Annotated in this window: 17 protein-coding genes; 8 read left to right on the forward strand and 9 right to left on the reverse strand. The window is 67.5% G+C overall.

Annotated features, from left to right (window positions below):
• On the forward strand, positions 1 to 678 hold a 678-nt coding region (locus tag FW784_RS00180), incomplete at its 5' end, for an ADP-dependent NAD(P)H-hydrate dehydratase (RefSeq protein ID WP_149351350.1).
• Between the two features lie 3 nt (positions 679 to 681).
• Here the strand turns inward: FW784_RS00180 and FW784_RS00185 are convergent.
• From FW784_RS00185 to miaB, 8 genes are all read right to left on the reverse strand, one after another.
• Complete coding sequence (locus FW784_RS00185) at positions 682 to 897, reverse strand: YbdD/YjiX family protein (protein WP_149351351.1); 216 nt, start codon at positions 895 to 897, stop codon at positions 682 to 684.
• A complete protein-coding gene (locus FW784_RS00190) occupies positions 881 to 2,926 on the reverse strand; it encodes a carbon starvation CstA family protein (protein ID WP_149351352.1) in 2,046 nt (681 codons plus the stop codon). Before FW784_RS00190 ends, FW784_RS00185 begins: the two co-directional genes overlap by 17 nt.
• A gap of 249 nt (positions 2,927 to 3,175) precedes the next feature.
• Entirely contained in the window at positions 3,176 to 4,168 is a 993-nt protein-coding gene (corA, locus tag FW784_RS00195; protein WP_149351353.1) for a magnesium/cobalt transporter CorA, read from the reverse strand.
• The gene (locus FW784_RS00200; protein ID WP_149351354.1) at positions 4,165 to 5,367 is read right to left on the reverse strand and encodes a lipoprotein N-acyltransferase Lnb domain-containing protein; all 1,203 of its coding nucleotides are present in this window, start codon (positions 5,365 to 5,367) and stop codon (positions 4,165 to 4,167) included. Before FW784_RS00200 ends, corA begins: the two co-directional genes overlap by 4 nt.
• Positions 5,354 to 6,205 (reverse strand): CorC family transporter, encoded by an 852-nt coding sequence (locus tag FW784_RS00205; protein WP_149351355.1) that lies wholly within the window; start codon positions 6,203 to 6,205, stop codon positions 5,354 to 5,356. The genes FW784_RS00200 and FW784_RS00205 overlap by 14 nt, the downstream gene beginning before the upstream one ends.
• A gap of 102 nt (positions 6,206 to 6,307) precedes the next feature.
• Positions 6,308 to 6,823, reverse strand: coding sequence for an rRNA maturation RNase YbeY (gene ybeY / locus FW784_RS00210; RefSeq protein WP_149351356.1), 516 nt, complete (start codon positions 6,821 to 6,823; stop codon positions 6,308 to 6,310).
• The gene (locus tag FW784_RS00215; RefSeq protein WP_149351357.1) at positions 6,783 to 7,766 is read right to left on the reverse strand and encodes a PhoH family protein; all 984 of its coding nucleotides are present in this window, start codon (positions 7,764 to 7,766) and stop codon (positions 6,783 to 6,785) included. Before FW784_RS00215 ends, ybeY begins: the two co-directional genes overlap by 41 nt.
• A gap of 69 nt (positions 7,767 to 7,835) precedes the next feature.
• Positions 7,836 to 9,236 carry a tRNA (N6-isopentenyl adenosine(37)-C2)-methylthiotransferase MiaB gene (miaB, locus tag FW784_RS00220; RefSeq protein ID WP_149351358.1) on the reverse strand — a complete coding sequence of 467 codons (1,401 nt, stop codon included), beginning with the start codon at positions 9,234 to 9,236 and terminating at the stop codon, positions 7,836 to 7,838.
• A 146-nt stretch (positions 9,237 to 9,382) separates the two neighbouring features.
• Here miaB and FW784_RS00225 point away from each other — a divergent pair, with 146 nt between their 5' ends.
• The 6 genes from FW784_RS00225 (at position 9,383) to FW784_RS00250 (ending at position 14,530) form a co-directional block, all read left to right on the forward strand.
• Positions 9,383 to 10,279 carry a lytic transglycosylase domain-containing protein gene (locus tag FW784_RS00225; RefSeq protein ID WP_149351359.1) on the forward strand — a complete coding sequence of 299 codons (897 nt, stop codon included), beginning with the start codon at positions 9,383 to 9,385 and terminating at the stop codon, positions 10,277 to 10,279.
• Between the two features lie 201 nt (positions 10,280 to 10,480).
• On the forward strand, positions 10,481 to 11,113 hold the full coding sequence (petA, locus tag FW784_RS00230; protein WP_149351360.1) for a ubiquinol-cytochrome c reductase iron-sulfur subunit: 633 nt from the start codon (positions 10,481 to 10,483) through the stop codon (positions 11,111 to 11,113).
• Between the two features lies 1 nt (position 11,114).
• Positions 11,115 to 12,404, forward strand: a complete 1,290-nt coding sequence (locus FW784_RS00235; RefSeq protein ID WP_149351361.1) for a cytochrome b — start codon at positions 11,115 to 11,117, stop codon at positions 12,402 to 12,404.
• Between the two features lie 43 nt (positions 12,405 to 12,447).
• Positions 12,448 to 13,191 (forward strand): cytochrome c1, encoded by a 744-nt coding sequence (locus FW784_RS00240; protein ID WP_425481557.1) that lies wholly within the window; start codon positions 12,448 to 12,450, stop codon positions 13,189 to 13,191.
• A gap of 120 nt (positions 13,192 to 13,311) precedes the next feature.
• Positions 13,312 to 13,947 (forward strand): glutathione S-transferase N-terminal domain-containing protein, encoded by a 636-nt coding sequence (locus FW784_RS00245; RefSeq protein ID WP_149351362.1) that lies wholly within the window; start codon positions 13,312 to 13,314, stop codon positions 13,945 to 13,947.
• A gap of 97 nt (positions 13,948 to 14,044) precedes the next feature.
• Positions 14,045 to 14,530, forward strand: a complete 486-nt coding sequence (locus FW784_RS00250; RefSeq protein ID WP_149351363.1) for a ClpXP protease specificity-enhancing factor — start codon at positions 14,045 to 14,047, stop codon at positions 14,528 to 14,530.
• Positions 14,531 to 14,608: 78 nt separating this feature from the next.
• On the opposite strand, the gene FW784_RS00255 is transcribed toward FW784_RS00250, so the two are convergent.
• Entirely contained in the window at positions 14,609 to 15,019 is a 411-nt protein-coding gene (locus tag FW784_RS00255) for a DUF3301 domain-containing protein (protein WP_425481559.1), read from the reverse strand.
• Here FW784_RS00255 and FW784_RS00260 point away from each other — a divergent pair.
• Entirely contained in the window at positions 15,018 to 15,782 is a 765-nt protein-coding gene (locus tag FW784_RS00260) for an FHA domain-containing protein (protein ID WP_149351364.1), read from the forward strand. The genes FW784_RS00255 and FW784_RS00260 overlap by 2 nt on opposite strands.
• Positions 15,783 to 15,788 lie beyond the last annotated feature (6 nt).

Genomic DNA, 15,788 nt, shown 5'->3' on the forward strand with positions numbered 1-15,788 from the left:
TCGTTGCCCGAAACGCGCTCGGGCGCGCTGGCGGCCGCGGCGCGCGCGCAGATCACCGAGCTGTCGGAACGCGCCGATGCGATCGTCGTCGGGCCCGGGCTGCTGGAATCACGGGCGACGTCGCGAATGCTCGCGACGTGGCTCGCGCAGCTGCACGACGTTCCCGTCGTCATCGACGCGGCCGCGCTCGGTGCGTTCGACGACGACGGCGGCCGCATAGCGTCGGGCCGCGCGCAACGCATCATCACCCCGCACGCGGGGGAGGCGGCGCGGTTAGTCGGCTGCGAACGCAGCGAAATCGAATCGCGTCCGCTCGAACTGGGCATCGAGATGGCCAGGCGCTTCCGCGCCGTCTGCGTCATGAAGGGCGCGACGACCTACATCATCGACGGCGAGGCACTGCTGCGCGGCGAGTCGGGCGCCATCGCGTCGAACGACTACGGCAACGTCGGGTTGGCCACGTCCGGGTCCGGCGACACGCTGTCGGGGATCATCGGCGGCCTTGCCGCGCGCGGTGCATCGCCGTTCCATGCGGCGGCGTGGGGCGTTTACCTGCACGCGGCTGCCGCCGATGCCCTCGCACATCGCCAGGGCGGGCCGCTCGGATTCCTCGCGCGCGAGCTGCTGGACGAGATACCGCGACTGATGCAGTCAGGCGCCGTGGATGCTTCGCGCTAGCGCTCAGCAGCAGCGCGAACGGCCGCGACCGTAACGTGCATCGACGCGCTCGCGAAAGAACGCCGCACGATCCATCGGCGCGCGATCCGGATGCGCCCGCTGCATATGGTCGCGGTATGCGTCGTAGTCGGGTATGCCGATCGCGAGCCGCGCCGCGTTCGCGATCGTGCGCCAAGCCCGCGACAGTGCTAGCCGCGGCGAGTCAGCCGGCCGCTGCATAGGCCACCTCGCGCGAAGTCGGCGAATCACCGCGACGCGCGCGCAGCATCGCGCGCACGCCGAAGGCCACGGTTGCCAGCAGCACCCCGACGAACAGCAGGCACAGCGCGGCATCGAGCATGTTGTTGAACGCGACCCGATGCATGTCGGCGATCGACTTGGCGGGCGCCAGCACCTCACCGCGCGCGGCGGCGTCCGAGAACTTGCGGGCCGCGGCGATGAAGCCGATCTTCGGATCCGGATGCAGCAGCTTCTCCACGCCGGCGGTCAGCGTGCAGGCGAGCAGCCACGCCGTCGCGATGCCGGGTATCCACAGCAGCCGGCCGCGCTTCATGCGCACCAGCACCGCGCAACAGAACACCAGCGCGATGCCCGCAAGCATCTGGTTGGCGATGCCGAACAGTGGCCACAGCGTGTTGATGCCGCCGAGCGGGTCGACCACGCCCTGGTACAGGAACCAGCCCCAGCCCGCGACGGCGAGCGCGGTGCACAGCACGTTGCCGACCCAGCTTCGCGTCTCGCGCAACGGCGGATAGGCGAGGCCGAGCATCTCCTGAAGCATGAATCGCGCCACGCGCGTGCCGGCGTCGATCGTGGTCAGGATGAACAGCGCCTCGAACAGGATCGCGTAGTGGTACCAGAACGCCATCATCGCGTTGCCGCCGCCGAGGCCCGCGAGGATCTGCGCCATGCCGACCGCGAGCGTCGGCGCGCCGCCGGTGCGGGACAGCACCGTTTCCTCGCCGATCTGGTGCGCGGCCGCGGCCAGCACGTCCGGCGTGATGGCGAACCCCCAGCCATTGATCGCGGCCGACGCGCTCTCGAGCGTTGTGCCGAGCGCAGCCACCGGCGCGTTCATCGCGAAGTACAGACCGGGCTGCAGCACGCAGGCGGCGATCAGCGCCATCACCGCGACGAACGCCTCCATCAGCATGGCGCCGTAGCCGATGACCGCGATGTCGCGTTCGTTGTCGATCATTTTCGGCGTCGTGCCCGAGCTGATCAGCGCGTGGAATCCGGACACCGCGCCGCAGGCGATCGTGATGAACAGGAACGGAAACAGCGAGCCTGCGAACACCGGGCCGCTGCCGTCCACGAAGCGCGTCATCGCGGGCATCCGCAGGTCCGGCATCGCGACCAGGATCGCGAGGGCAAGCCCGACGATGGTTCCGATCTTGAGGAAGGTCGAGAGGTAATCACGCGGCGCCAGCAGCAGCCACACCGGCAATACCGACGCGACGAAGCCGTAGCCCATCAGCCACCAGGCGAGCGTGGTGCCCTGCAGCCGGAACACCGCGCTCCAGTGCGCGTCGGAAGCCACGTGCCCGCCGAACCAGATGGACGCGAGCAGCAACACGAAACCGATCAGCGACGCCTCGAGGATGCGTCCCGGCCGCAGCCAGCGCAGCCACGAGCCCATGAGCAGCGCGATCGGCACGGTCATGACGACGGTGAACGTGCCCCACGGGCTCTGCGCGAGCGCCTTGACCACCACCAGCGCGAGCACCGCCAGCAGGATGATCATGATCGCGGCGATGCCGAGCATGGAGACGACGCCTGCCGCATCGCCCATCTCGCTGCGGATCATCTCGCCCAGCGATCGCCCGTCGCGGCGGGTCGAAAAGAACAGCACCAGCATGTCCTGCACCGCGCCTGCGAACACGACGCCGAACAGGATCCACAGCGTGCCCGGCAGGTAACCCATCTGCGCCGCCAGCACGGGGCCGACCAGCGGCCCTGCGCCGGCGATCGCGGCGAAATGGTGGCCGAACAGCACCCCGCGGGAGGTGGGCACGTAGTCCAGGCCGTCGTTGCGCCCGTGCGCCGGCGTGATGCGCGCGGGGTCGAGGCCGAGCTGGCGCCCGATGTAGCGGGCATAGAACCGGTAGGCGATGAAGAACGTGCTCGCCGAAGCGGCCACCAGCCACATCGCGCTGACCGTCTCGCCCCGGTGCAGTGCGAGCATGCCCAGCGATGCGACTGCGAGCAGGCCGAGCGCCGCCCAGAAAAGTGCCGCCAGTCCCCGCATCGCGCGTCTCCCTGTTGAATCGCGAGCGTGGCGCAGGCGACGGCCGGGGGTCAATGTGCGTTGCGCAATTGCATGGGCCGCGTCTGGCATCGACTGTGGCGTGCGAGGGCCGCGCCCGCTCCAGCCCTGCTGCGCACAGCGGGTTCCAGCCGCGCACGGCACTTACCTCGTGCGACGTACGCGTCAGCCCTGCCAGCCCGACGCGCGCTGCACCGTGGCGAACGCATGAGAGGCCCTTCGGACCGCGATCTACAGCCAGCGCGCCTTCTTGAATTTCCAGTACAGCACCAGGCACACCAGCGCCATCGCGCCGATCAGGACGTAGTAGCTCCAGCGGCCATGCAGCTCAGGCATGTGCTCGAAGTTCATGCCGTACCAGCTGGCGACCAGCGTCGGCGCCGCGAGCAGCGATGCCCAGGCACCGAGCCGCTTCACGATCTCGCCCTGCTGCACCGTCACCAGCGACAGGTTGACGCCGACCGCGGCTGTCAGCATCTCGCGCAGGGTTTCGGTGCTCGACTGGATGCGCAGTGCATGGTCCAGCACGTCGCGCAGGTACGGCTGGATGGTTTCGTCGACCAGGCCGTCCTGCATGCGCGTCAGATGGCTGAGGATGTCCTGCATCGGCTCGGCCGCCATGCGCAGCTGCGTGATGTCGCGCTTGAGCCAGTACAGGCGCTGCACCGTCTCGCGACGGAAATCTTCGGCGAAGACGTCGTTCTCGAGTTCGCCCAGCAGGCGGTTGTACTCGTCGACGATCGGCAGGAAGTTGTCGACGATCAGGTCGAGCACGGCATAAAGCGCCGCACCCGGGCCGTGCATCAGCAGCGATTTTTCGCGCTCGAGGCGCGCGCGTGCCGGCGCATAGCTCGACGACGCGCCGTGTCGCACGGTCACGATGTAGCGCGGGCCGACGAAGATGTGGGTCTCGCCGAAGCGGATGGCGCCTTCCGTCGACTGCGCGGTATGCACCGCGATGAACAGCGAGTCGCCGTAGGCCTCGAACTTCGGGCGCTGGTGCGCGTTACGCGCATCCTCGACGGCGAGCGGGTGGAGGTCGAACTCTTCCTGCAGCGTCGCCAGCAGCTTTTCGCCCGGCTCGTACAGGCCCACCCAGACGAAGCTGCCATCGTCGACGGCCAGGACGTCGCTGATCTGCGCGATGTCGATTTCGCGACGCGTGCCGTCGGGTTCGTAGGCGGCGCAATTGACGACGGAGGCGGCGTAGGCGGATTCGGTCATGGACCGATGCTATCGGCGGACGGTCGCGAGGTGTCGCGCAACCCGGCCCAGATTCCCGCATGAATGGGCAGGAGCAGCGCGATCCATCGCGCGTTGTCCTGCGCCCCGGATTCCAGCCACGACACGAACACCGCGACGAGTGCCACGGCGGTCAGCACCGGCAAGAGGCGCCGCATCAGGGGCCCGGGCGCGCGGCCCCGCACCAACCGCCACGCGCCGGGCAGCGCCAGCAGCGCCAGCGGATCCAGCAGCAGCAGGTTGCGGTTCGCCCACGCGAAGCGGTGCACGGTGTCCAGCCAAAGGAACAGCAGCAGCATCCCGAGCAGGCTGCTGACCGTCCAGAACACGAGCGCGAATGCCGCCGCGCACCGGGGGCGACCTGCGCCCGCGAACGCCAGGCCCAACCCCAGCACCACGCCGACCGCCAGCCATGACCCGACCGCGCGCGGGGCTTCGGTGGGCTCCGGCGCGATCCGATGCGGCAACACCGGAACCTCGGCCGCCACCAGCGGATGGCCATCGATCCGGACCTCGCGCAGCGCAGCCGCCAGCCGCATCGGTACGAACGATTCTTCCCACAGCGACAGCGGCCGGTCCGCGCTGGGGCCAAGGCCCACATCGAAGCCCAGCCACATCCAGGTTGCCGGTGACGCGAGGCGCACTGCTTCGCTGCGGTAGGTGCTGCCATGCGACCGCCCGACCAGCTGGCGCCGCAGTTCGCCGCCGACGGCGCTGTCGATCGCGTCGCGGACCCGCGTGGAGCAGTTGTCGCGGAAATAGTCGTAGCGGTAGACCGCGTTCTCCGGGCGCGCGTTGATGGCGAGCGCGCTGGCGAGTGAAACCGCCTGCGCATCGCTCAACTGCAACCACTGGATGGACACGCCGCGGCCTTCGTCGCGGTACATCACCATGTCCTCGTCGAAGGGCAGGGCGGCGAGGCGGTACCGCATGATGCCGTGCACGAAGTTGCCGACGAAGCCGGGCTCGGACGGATCGAAGAAGCCGAAGTTGTAGGACGTGGCGGCGCCGGTAGCCGGGTCGACGACGACAAGCGCGTCGTGCCCGAAGCGCTCCCAGAAGATCTCACCCGGCTGCATGGTGGCCACGCCGATGCGCGGCGCCGCCGATGCCCACGGCCCGAGCAGCAGCAGCAACAGCGCGAGGAGGGCCGCGGCGATGCGGCGATCAGGCCTCGCCATGCACGCCCACGTGGAAGGCGTGCACGCGGCGGGCATCCGCGCCTGCGACGCGGAACACGAAGCGCCCGAGCGAAAGCTCTTCACCGGCTTCCGGCAGGTGGCCGATGGCCGCGGTGACCAGCCCGCCGATGGTGTCGTATTCGTCGTCGTCGAAGTCGGCGCTGAAGCGTTCGTTGAAATCGGCGATCGGCGTCAGCGCATCGACCACGAACTGACCGTCGGCCTGCGCTGCGATCAGGGCGTCCGGATCCTGCGCATCGTCGTGCTCGTCGTCGATCTCGCCGACGATCTGTTCCAGCACGTCCTCGATCGTGATCAGCCCGCCGACACCGCCGTGCTCGTCGATGACGATCGCCATGTGGTTGCGCGACTGCCGGAACTCCCGCAGCAGCAGGTCGAGGCGCTTCGACGCCGGCACCAGCAGCGCCGGGCGCAGCAGTTCGTGGATCGTCGCCGAGCCGTCGTCGCTCACGACGCCGCGCAGCAGGTCCTTGGCGAGCAGCACGCCGACGATCTCGTCGCGGTCCTCGCCATGCACCGGAAAGCGCGAATGACCGGACTCGACCACCATCTTCATCAGGTCGAGGAAGCGCGCTTCGGCCGGCAGCGAGACCATCTGCGAGCGCGAGATCATGACGTCGCCCACGGTCATGTCCGACACCGCGATCGCGCCTTCCATCATGCGCAGCGTGTCGCCCTCGATCAGGCCGTCCGACTGCGCGTCGCGCAGCAGTTCGACCAGGTCCTCGCGGGTCGATGGCTCGCCCGACAGTGCGGAGCTGATGCGGTCGAACCAGGAGCGGCGCTCGTGGTGGGTACTACTGTCGTCCTCGGACATGTCTTCGTTCGGGTACGCCGCGCGTGGCGGCAGGGGTCAGTCTAGCGGGTCCGCGCGACCCGGCCGTGGAGATGGGGTCGCGCCCGCGTCGCTCAAGGCGGCTCAGTACGGGTCCGCGATGCCGAGCTTTGCCAGCACCGCCCGTTCGCGCGCTTCCATCGCCTCGGCATCGGCGTCGTCGATATGGTCCATGCCCAGCAGGTGCAGGGTGCCGTGCACGACCAGGTGCGCGTAGTGGTCGTTGCGCCGCTTGCCCTGCTCGGCGGCTTCGCGCGCGACGACGTCGGCGCAGATCACCAGGTCGCCCAGCAGCGGTAACGGCACGTCCGCCGGCCAGCCCTCGGGCGCGTCGGCCGGAAAGCTGAGCACGTTGGTCGCGTAGTCGCGCTGGCGGTACTGGCGGTTGAGCTCGCGGCCTTCGTCCGTGCCGACCACCCGTATCCCCACTTCGGCTGCTTCGTCGCGGTCGGCCAGTGCCGCCGCCACCCACCTGCGAAAGCTCGCCGCCGACGGGACGCCGGCGCGCGCGGTGGCATAACTCACGCTGACATCGGCGACCACTGCGCTCTCCGTGCGCCTACGCCCGGCCGGTGGCCGCGTCCGTTGCGTCGCGTGCATCGTAGGCGTTGACGATGCGGGCGACCAGCGGATGGCGCACCACGTCGCGCGATTCGAAGAAGGTGAAGCTGATGCCCTCGACGCCCGTGAGCACGTCGAGGCCGTCGCGCAGGCCGGATTTCTGGCTCTTGGGCAGGTCTATCTGGCTGAGGTCGCCGGTCACCACCGCGGTGCTGCCGAAGCCGATGCGCGTCAGGAACATCTTCATCTGCTCGACCGTGGTGTTCTGCGCCTCGTCGAGGATCACGTAGGCATCGTTGAGCGTGCGGCCGCGCATGTACGCCAGCGGCGCGATCTCGATGACGTTGCGCTCCAGCAGCTTCGCCACCTTCTCGACGCCGAGCATTTCGTACAGCGCGTCGTACAACGGGCGCAGGTAGGGGTCGACCTTCTGCGACAGGTCGCCGGGCAGGAACCCCAGCTTCTCGCCGGCCTCGACCGCGGGCCGCACCAGCACGATGCGCTGCACGCGCGCGGTGTTCAGCGCCTCGACGGCCAGCGCGACCGCGAGGAACGTCTTGCCGGTACCGGCCGGGCCGATGCCGAAGTTGATGTCGTGCGTGGCGATCGCGTGCAGGTAGCGCGCCTGGTTCTCGCCGCGTGCGCGCAGCGTGCCGCGCTTGACCCGGATCACCACTTCCTGCGGCTCGACGTCTTCCGCCATGCGCTGTTCGACGCCCGACTGGCTCAGTCGAAGGTGGATGCCGGGTTCGGTGATGACCTCATCGACGGTATCCGCCCACAGCTCCTGGATGAGCCGCTCGGCATGCCGCGCCGCCGGTGCGGTGCCGGTCACGCGGAACACGTTGCCGCGATTGGCCACCTGCACCGCTAGGCGTAGTTCGATCATCCGCAGGTGCGCGTCGAACGGGCCGGCGAGGTTGGCGAGCCGCTCCGGCGCGGGCGGGTCGAGGACGAAATCGTGGTGGATGAGCTCGGCCATGCGTGCGTGGGATTCGTGGGGTCGGGCGACCATGCATGCGCCGGCGGCTGCGGCGCGTGAGGCCGCGGGTCAGGCGGGAATCGGCTCGTCGGCGGTAACGACGCGGCCGCGCAGCGAGTTCGAGAACGCGCCCGTGATCACCACGTCGACGAACTGCCCGATCAGCCGCGCCGGTGCGGCGAAATTGACCGAGCGCATGTTCTCCGTCTTGCCGGTGAGCTCGTTCGGATCCTTGCGCGACGGGCTTTCGACGAGGATCCGCTGCGAACTGCCAACCATGGAGTCGGAAATCCGTTTCGAGTTCTCGCTGATGGTGGCCTGCAGCCGCGACAGTCGCGCGTGCTTGACCTCGCTGGAAACGTCGTCCTCGAGATTCGAAGCTGGCGTACCCGGCCGCCGCGAATAGATGAAGGAGTACGACTGGTCGAAGCCGACGTCCTCGATGAGCTTCATCGTCTTCTCGAAGTCCGCGTCGGTTTCACCCGGGAAACCGACGATGAAGTCCGACGAGATCGAGATGTCGGGCCGGACGGCGCGCAGCTTGCGGATCTTCTGCTTGAACTCGAGCGCCGTGTACCCGCGCTTCATGGCCGCGAGGATGCGGTCGGAGCCGGACTGCACGGGCAGGTGCAGGTAGTTCGCCAACGCCGGCACGTCGCGATACGCGTCGACCAGCGAATCGGAGAACTCCAGCGGGTGCGAGGTGGTGAAGCGGATCCGGTCGATGCCATCGATCTGCGCGACCGCGCGGATGAGCAGGCCGAGGTCCGCGAGATCGCCATCGCCGTACGGCCCGCGATACGCATTGACGTTCTGGCCCAGCAGGTTGACCTCGCGAACCCCCTGCGCGGCCAGCTGCGCGACCTCGACCAGCACATCCTCGAACGGCCGGCTGACCTCCTCGCCGCGCGTGTACGGCACCACGCAGAACGAGCAGTACTTCGAGCAGCCTTCCATGATGGAGACGAACGCGCTCGGCCCGTCGGCGCGGGGCTGGGGCAGGCGGTCGAACTTTTCGATCTCCGGGAAGCTGATGTCGACCTGCGGCAGGCCCGTTTCGCGGCGCGCCTCGATCAGCTGGGGCAGGCGGTGCAGGGTCTGCGGGCCGAACACGAGGTCGACGTACGGCGCGCGCTTGATGATTGCCGCGCCTTCCTGGCTCGCCACGCAGCCACCCACGCCGATCAGCACCGGCTTTCCACCCTGCTTGAGCGCGCGCCAGCGGCCGAGCTGGCTGAAGACCTTGTCCTGCGCCTTCTCGCGAATGGAGCAGGTATTCACCAGGATGACGTCGGCCTCGGCCGGGTCATGAGTGATCTCGAGGCCGTCTGAAAAAGCGAGAACGTCGGCCATCTTCGCCGAGTCATACTCGTTCATCTGGCAACCATGCGTTTCGATGAACAGCTTGCCGCGCAGCGGGGGCGCGGGCTCCGACGCCGTCGGGGCGTCAGCGGGATGAAGCTCGGTCATGGGTTCCGGGGCTGGGCGGCGGTTAATCCGGGCCGGTCCGCCGAGTTTACCGCGGTGCAGCAGGGTAGGTGACCGCATCCGCAGATCAACAATTGCAGTCCGATCAACGGGTTGTGAAAATTCCGGGAACACGGAATGATGGCCCCATGAAGACGGCCACCGCACTGCTGCTCGTTTCAGGTCTGTTGGGTTCCGCGCCCGCAGTCGCCGGCACGGTTTACCGCTGTGATGTGGCTGGCGTCCGCAGCTACGCGAGCAAGCGCATCGCCGGCGCCGAGTGCCAGGTCATCAGCCGCTACACGAGCCGTGCAACCGCGCACTACATGCCGCGCGCGCAGGGCGCGGTGATGACGCCCGCCAGCTCCGTGGCCGGGTCGCCGGCTTCCGGCACGCTCGCGCCGTCGGTTCCGGCGTCCAGCGCCGCGGCCTCACCGGCTGCGGTTGCTTCGGCTGCCCCGACCCACCTCGTGCAGGGGCAGATCTACTCGTACATCCAGGATGGCGTCCGTCATTACTCGAGCAAGCGCCCGGCCGGCGTCGCGCTCGCTACGGCCCTGCGCACCATCCGCTACAGCTACATGGAGACGTGCTTCGCCTGCGGCTCGCAGCCCGGCGTGAATTTCTCCACGCTCCGCCTGAAGCCGGACGCCTACCGCGGTGAGATCGCCGATGCCGCCGCCGCGTACGGCGTCGACGAATCGATCGTCCGCGCGATCATCCATGCCGAGTCCGCGTTCAACCCGAACGCGTTGTCCCACGTGGGCGCGCAGGGCCTGATGCAGCTGATGCCGGCGACGGCCCGCCGCTTCGGGGTCGGCAACGCCTTCGATCCCGGGCAGAACATTCGCGGAGGCGTGCAGTACCTCGCTTTCCTCCTTAAGCGCTTCAACGGCGACCTTCGACTGGTCGCCGCGGGCTACAACGCGGGCGAGGGCGCGGTCGACAAGTACCGTGGCGTTCCCCCGTACAGCGAGACGCAGCGCTACGTCCAGCGGGTCACGCTCCTCGCCGACCGGTACCGCTCGGGCCCGATCCTGCGCTGATCCGGCTGGTCGACCTCGAATCTTGACGGGCGTCGCAGAAGCGGCGCCCGTTTTGCTTGGGCGCGACTATTTCGCCGGAAGTCGCCGTCGTCGGAGAACACGCGGATTGTCGCGCTGTTCACCGTTCCGTTACACTTCTCCGTCTTTATCAGCCGCCCTCGCTTCACAGGCGGCCCACGTCGAATTTTCTCGGAGTGCCGGATGGCCAACGAAGGGGTCAACGAGCCCATGAACGAGCCGGTGAACCTCGGTCGCCGCAGGTTCCTGACCGCGACCACCGCTGTCGTCGGCGCGGTCGGAGTCGGCTTCGCCGCAGTCCCGTTCATCAAGTCGTGGAATCCGAGCGCGCGCGCCAAGCTCGCGGGTGCGCCGGTGACCACCGACATCAGCGCGCTGCCGATGGGCCAGCGCATGATCGTTGAATGGCGCGGCCAGCCGATCTGGATCGTTCGTCGCTCGCCCGAGATCCTCAAGGCGCTGCCGCTGCTCGACAACCGCCTGCGCGACCCGAAGTCCGAGGATGTCGACCAGCAGCCGAAGTACGTCCTCAAGGGCGACGTGCACTACCGCTCGATCAAGCCGGAAATTTCCGTCCTGGTCGGGTTGTGCACGCACCTGGGTTGCTCGCCGGAAATGAAGGCGGAGATCCGCCCGGAACCGTTCGATCCGGAGTGGAAGGGTGGTTATTTCTGCCCCTGCCACAAGTCGCGTTTCGACATGTCGGGCCGCGTCTTCCAGGGCGTGCCCGCGCCGAAGAACCTCGCGGTCCCGCCGCACTATTTCGCGAACGACAACACGATCGTGCTCGGCGTCGATCCGAAGGGAGCCGTCTGACATGGCTACGAACAACGACACCAAGCAGGCGCCCAACGATCCGGCGACCGGTCTGGTCAAGGGTCTGGTGAACTGGTTCAACGACCGCGCGCCGAACGCGGGCGTGGCCTACAAGAAGCACATGACGGAGTACTTCGCCCCGAAGAACTTCAACATCTGGTACTACTTCGGTTCGCTCGCGATGCTGGTGCTGGTCAACCAGATCGTCACCGGCATCTTCTTGACGATGCACTTCAAGCCGGCTGCCGATGCGGCATTCGCGTCCGTCGAATACATCATGCGCGACGTGGAGTGGGGCTGGCTGATCCGCTACATGCACAGTACCGGCGCCTCGCTGTTCTTCATCGTCGTTTACCTGCACATGTTCCGCGGCCTCATGTACGGCTCGTTCAAGAAGCCGCGCGAGCTGGTCTGGCTGCTCGGCATGGTGATCTACCTCGTGCTGATGGCCGAGGCGTTCATGGGCTACGTGCTGCCGTGGGGCCAGATGTCGTTCTGGGGCGCGAAGGTCATCATTTCGCTGTTCGGCGCGATTCCGGTCATCGGCAACGGCCTGACCGAATGGATCATGGGCGACTACCTGCCGTCCGACGCGACGCTCAACCGTTTCTTCGCGTTGCACGTCATCGCGCTTCCGCTCGTCCTGCTGCTTCTCGTCGTGCTGCACCTTGGCGCGCTGCACGAAGTCGGCTCGAACAACCCGGATGGCGTGGAGATCAAGTACGGCCCGAAGGGCAATCGCTGGTCGCCGACGGCGCCGACCGACGGCATCCCGTTCCACCCGTACTACACGGTCAAGGACATGGTGGGCGTCGGCTTCTTCCTGATACTGGCGGCCTTCATCATCTTCTTCGAGCCGACCGTTGGCGGGCTGTTCCTCGAGCACGACAACTTCAACGAAGCCAACCGCCTGGTCACGCCTTCCCACATCAAGCCGACGTGGTACTTCACGCCCTACTACGCGATGTTGCGCGTGGTACCGAACAAGCTCGGCGGCGTGATGGTGATGTTCGGCGCGATCGTGATGCTGTTCCTGGTGCCGTGGCTCGACAGGAGCCCCGTGAAGTCGATCCGCTACCGCGGCATTCTCGCCAAGGTGATGCTCTTCGCATTCGCGCTGAGCTTCCTGTGGCTGGGTAAGATCGGTTCGGGCCCCGGTACCGACATCATCGAGACCTACATCGGCCGCGTGCTGACGTTCTTCTACTTCATGTTCTTCATCACCATGCCGATCTGGTCAAGGCTCGACCGGACCAAGCCGGTGCCGACGCGGGTGACGATGCATGACTAACTCGTCGCCTGCCGCGTCCTTCCATCAACTGCCTGCCGGACCCATGAAGATGCGCGTTCTGCGTTCGCTTGCGACGCTCGTGCTCGGCCTCGCCATCGCAATGCCCGTGTTCGCCCAGGAGGAGAGCAACCTCCAGCAGGCGGGCACCGACATCACCGATCGCGCCTCCCTGCAGCGCGGCGCGCAGTTGTTCATGAACTACTGCTCAGGCTGCCACTCGCTCAAGTACCTGCGTTACTCGCGCATGGCCGAAGACCTCGGCCTCAGCGAGGACGAGGTGCAGAAGAACCTCAACTTCACCGGCGTCAAGGTCGGCGAGACGATCGACGTGGCGATGCCCGCGGAGTCGAAGGACTGGTTCGGCAAGCAGCCGCCGGACCTTTCACTGATCGCGCGCGTGCGGGGCCCGAACTGGATCTACACCTACCTCAAGTCCTTCTACCTGGACGAATCGCGTCCGGTGGGCTGGAACAACACGGTGTTCCCGAACGTGTCGATGCCGAACCCGTTGTGGCAGCTGCAGGGCCTGCAGCACGCCGACTTCGGCAAGCCCGACATGACCGGGGACCGTCCCGTGCTCGGGCTGAAGATCACGCAGCCGGGCACGCTCGACGCCCAGGGCTACGATCGCGCCGCGCGTGACATCACAGCATTTCTCGAGTATGCCGGCGAACCCGCGGCCCTCAAGCGCCAGTCGATCGGTGTCTGGGTGGTCCTGTTCCTGGCCTTGCTCACGTTTCTCGCCTGGCTGCTGAAGAAAGAGTACTGGCGCGACGTGGAGCATTGATCGCGGCGTGGCACCCGGGGGATGGGTGCCGTATCGCCGTGACTCGGGACCGTTGGCGACCGCCCGCACGGGGTGGGCGGCGCCCTGCGGCCGGCGGTTTCCGGTCGATCGAGGTCGACGATGGCGGCGAATCCACGCATGCGTAACACGCTCACTCTGTTTTCCTCCACCGATTGCGTTCTCTGCCACCGCGTGCGCCTTGTGCTCGCGGCGAAGGGCGTGACCTACGACCTGATCCCGGTGGATCCGCAGAATCCGCCCGAAGACCTGGTCGACCTGAATCCGTACCAGTCGGTTCCGACACTGGTGGAGCGCGACCTCGTGCTCTACGCCGCGAGCGTGGTCAGCGAATACCTCGACGAGCGCTATCCGCATCCGCCGCTGATGCCGGTCGATCCGCTTTCGCGTGCCCGTCTGCGCCTGGCGATGCTTCGCCTCGAGCACGACTGGGTGCCGCAGGTGCAGGCCATCCAGCTGGGCAACAAGGCTCAGCAGGAAGCCGGCCGCAAGCGACTGAAGGAGCTGTTGACGGCCTCGGTGCCGTTGTTCAAGGCCAGCAAGTTCTTCCTCAATCCCGAAATGAGTCTCGCCGACTGCGCGATGGCGCCGATCATCTGGCGTCTTCCGGCGCTCGGTGTGCCGTTGCCGAAGGACGGCAAGGCGATCGAGGACTACGGCAACCGCATCTTCCGCAACCCCGGATTCACCCGCAGCCTGACCGAGCACGAGCGCAAGCTGCGCGACATGCCCGCCTGATCACACGGGCAACGTTGTACCGGGGGCCCGCCGACTGGCGGGTTTTCCGTTTCTGGACGACATCCACCGCGACGCGGGCACTCGTTACACTGACAAAATGACCGACGAATTCGAGATGACCAGTCACCGCCCATACCTTCTGCGGGCGCTGTATGAGTGGATCGCCGACAACGGCCTGACGCCTCACCTGCTGGTGGACGCGACCGCGCCGTCCGTACAGGTGCCGCGGCATGCGGTGAAGGACGGGCGCATCGTCCTCAATGTCGCGCAGCGCGCCGTCGCGGGGCTCGAGATGACCAACGAGACGATCCGGTTCAGCGCCCGATTCGGTGGTGTCAGCCATTCGGTATCCGTTCCCGTCAGCGCCGTGCTGGCGATCTACGCTCGCGAAAACGGGCAGGGCATGGCATTGCCGCCGGAATCGGACGACGGAGAGTCCGCGACCGACATGCCGATGGATGCCGCGGACGACGGTGGCCCCGCGCTCGAGCTCGTGCAGGACTCGGCTGACGACAGCCGCCCCGATGGCGACGACGAACCTCCGACCCCGCCGCGTCGCGGGCATCTCCGCATCGTCAAATAGCCGCGGCCCGAACGGATGAGGTCGTGCCTGGCAAGGCCGACGGGGGCCGTGGACCGACCCGCTCAGCCGTCCGTCCGCTCAGCCGTCCGATCGGCCCCGTGGGGCGAATTGCAGCGGCTCGGGTGTGGGCGGGCCGACAAAGCTGACCAGCCGCTCGCCGCGCAGGACCATTCGTCCCTGGTGGCGATCCCGGCCATCCGTCGAATAGTCGAAGCGGAACGTGCGCTCCCAGCCCAGGCGCCCACTGCCGAGCCGGCAGGGCCGCAGTGCGATGGCGTGGACGGCATCGTCGAGCCATTGGACCTGCGCCGCGCGGCAGGCGTCACGCCCCAGCTCGCGCGCGCGTTCCGTGGACGCGCGTCCCGAATTCCAGAAGGCCAGCGCCGCAGACGCGACGAGCATCAATACGATCAACATCGGCATTTTGTTACTGTGGCCGCTTGAACAGGCCCCGACAAGGGCTTGCACGCGGCGAAAGGGGCGATCCATGAAGCTGGTGTTTCCGGGTGGCGAGCATCCGCAGGTGATCCTGCAGCCTGGCGTGAACAGCGTCGGCTCGGCGCCCGACGCAAACATCGTGCTCGACCGGCCGGGCGTCCAGCCCAGGCACTGCCAGCTCCACGTCACGGCGAACGGGGTGATGCTGGACGTGCCGTCGGAGGCGCCTGTCACCGTAAACGGCTCGCCCGTGCGCGGCTTGATCGCGCTGCGCGACGGCGACCGCGTGTCGTTCGACCGCTTCGAGGCACGCCTCACGGGCATGGAAAACGTGGCCGTCGGCCGCGCCGCTGGCGCGGCGGTGTCCGCGAACGACGACCTGTTCGCAACCACCGTTCGCGCCGCGCTGCCCAAGTTCATGCTGCGCGGCATGTCGGGACACCTGTTCGGGCGCAGCTTCGCGCTCGGGAGTGTCAACACGGTGGGGCGGGCGCCCGAGTCCACGTTGCAGATCGACGAGAACGGCATCTCCCGTGCGCATGCGCGACTGGTGCCGAGCGACGACTGCGTGCAGATCGAGGACGTGGGCTCGACGAACGGAACCTTTCTCAACGGGAAGCGGATCCTTCACGGCGAAGCGCGCGCGGGCGACGAAATCGGCTTCGACACGCTGCGCTTTCAGCTGATCTCGACGGCCCCGTCGGAGGAGACGGAGCCGCAAGCCGAGGTCGGCGGCCGCATGGACCCGCGGCTGATGTGGGGTCTCGTGGCCGGCCTGGTACTGCTGGCAGGCGCGATATTCCTCGCGCTCTGAACGTAT

Source organism: Cognatilysobacter lacus, from assembly GCF_008274655.1.
Lineage (GTDB): Bacteria > Pseudomonadota > Gammaproteobacteria > Xanthomonadales > Xanthomonadaceae > Cognatilysobacter > Cognatilysobacter lacus.

Excerpts from the sequence above, each read along its gene's own strand:
- FW784_RS00185 (WP_149351351.1), bottom strand. The coding sequence starts at position 897 with ATGCAGCGGCCGGCTGACTCGCCGCGGCTAGCACTGTCGCGGGCTTGG.
- FW784_RS00225 (WP_149351359.1), top strand. The coding sequence starts at position 9,383 with ATGAAGACGGCCACCGCACTGCTGCTCGTTTCAGGTCTGTTGGGTTCC.
- FW784_RS00245 (WP_149351362.1), top strand. The coding sequence starts at position 13,312 with ATGGCGGCGAATCCACGCATGCGTAACACGCTCACTCTGTTTTCCTCC.
- FW784_RS00255 (WP_425481559.1), bottom strand. The coding sequence starts at position 15,019 with ATGGATCGCCCCTTTCGCCGCGTGCAAGCCCTTGTCGGGGCCTGTTCA.
- ybeY (WP_149351356.1), bottom strand. The coding sequence starts at position 6,823 with ATGCACGCGACGCAACGGACGCGGCCACCGGCCGGGCGTAGGCGCACG.
- FW784_RS00190 (WP_149351352.1), bottom strand. The coding sequence starts at position 2,926 with ATGCGGGGACTGGCGGCACTTTTCTGGGCGGCGCTCGGCCTGCTCGCA.
- FW784_RS00205 (WP_149351355.1), bottom strand. The coding sequence starts at position 6,205 with ATGTCCGAGGACGACAGTAGTACCCACCACGAGCGCCGCTCCTGGTTC.
- FW784_RS00200 (WP_149351354.1), bottom strand. The coding sequence starts at position 5,367 with ATGGCGAGGCCTGATCGCCGCATCGCCGCGGCCCTCCTCGCGCTGTTG.
- petA (WP_149351360.1), top strand. The coding sequence starts at position 10,481 with ATGGCCAACGAAGGGGTCAACGAGCCCATGAACGAGCCGGTGAACCTC.
- FW784_RS00260 (WP_149351364.1), top strand. The coding sequence starts at position 15,018 with ATGAAGCTGGTGTTTCCGGGTGGCGAGCATCCGCAGGTGATCCTGCAG.
- FW784_RS00250 (WP_149351363.1), top strand. The coding sequence starts at position 14,045 with ATGACCGACGAATTCGAGATGACCAGTCACCGCCCATACCTTCTGCGG.
- corA (WP_149351353.1), bottom strand. The coding sequence starts at position 4,168 with ATGACCGAATCCGCCTACGCCGCCTCCGTCGTCAATTGCGCCGCCTAC.
- FW784_RS00235 (WP_149351361.1), top strand. The coding sequence starts at position 11,115 with ATGGCTACGAACAACGACACCAAGCAGGCGCCCAACGATCCGGCGACC.
- FW784_RS00240 (WP_425481557.1), top strand. The coding sequence starts at position 12,448 with ATGAAGATGCGCGTTCTGCGTTCGCTTGCGACGCTCGTGCTCGGCCTC.
- FW784_RS00215 (WP_149351357.1), bottom strand. The coding sequence starts at position 7,766 with ATGGCCGAGCTCATCCACCACGATTTCGTCCTCGACCCGCCCGCGCCG.
- miaB (WP_149351358.1), bottom strand. The coding sequence starts at position 9,236 with ATGACCGAGCTTCATCCCGCTGACGCCCCGACGGCGTCGGAGCCCGCG.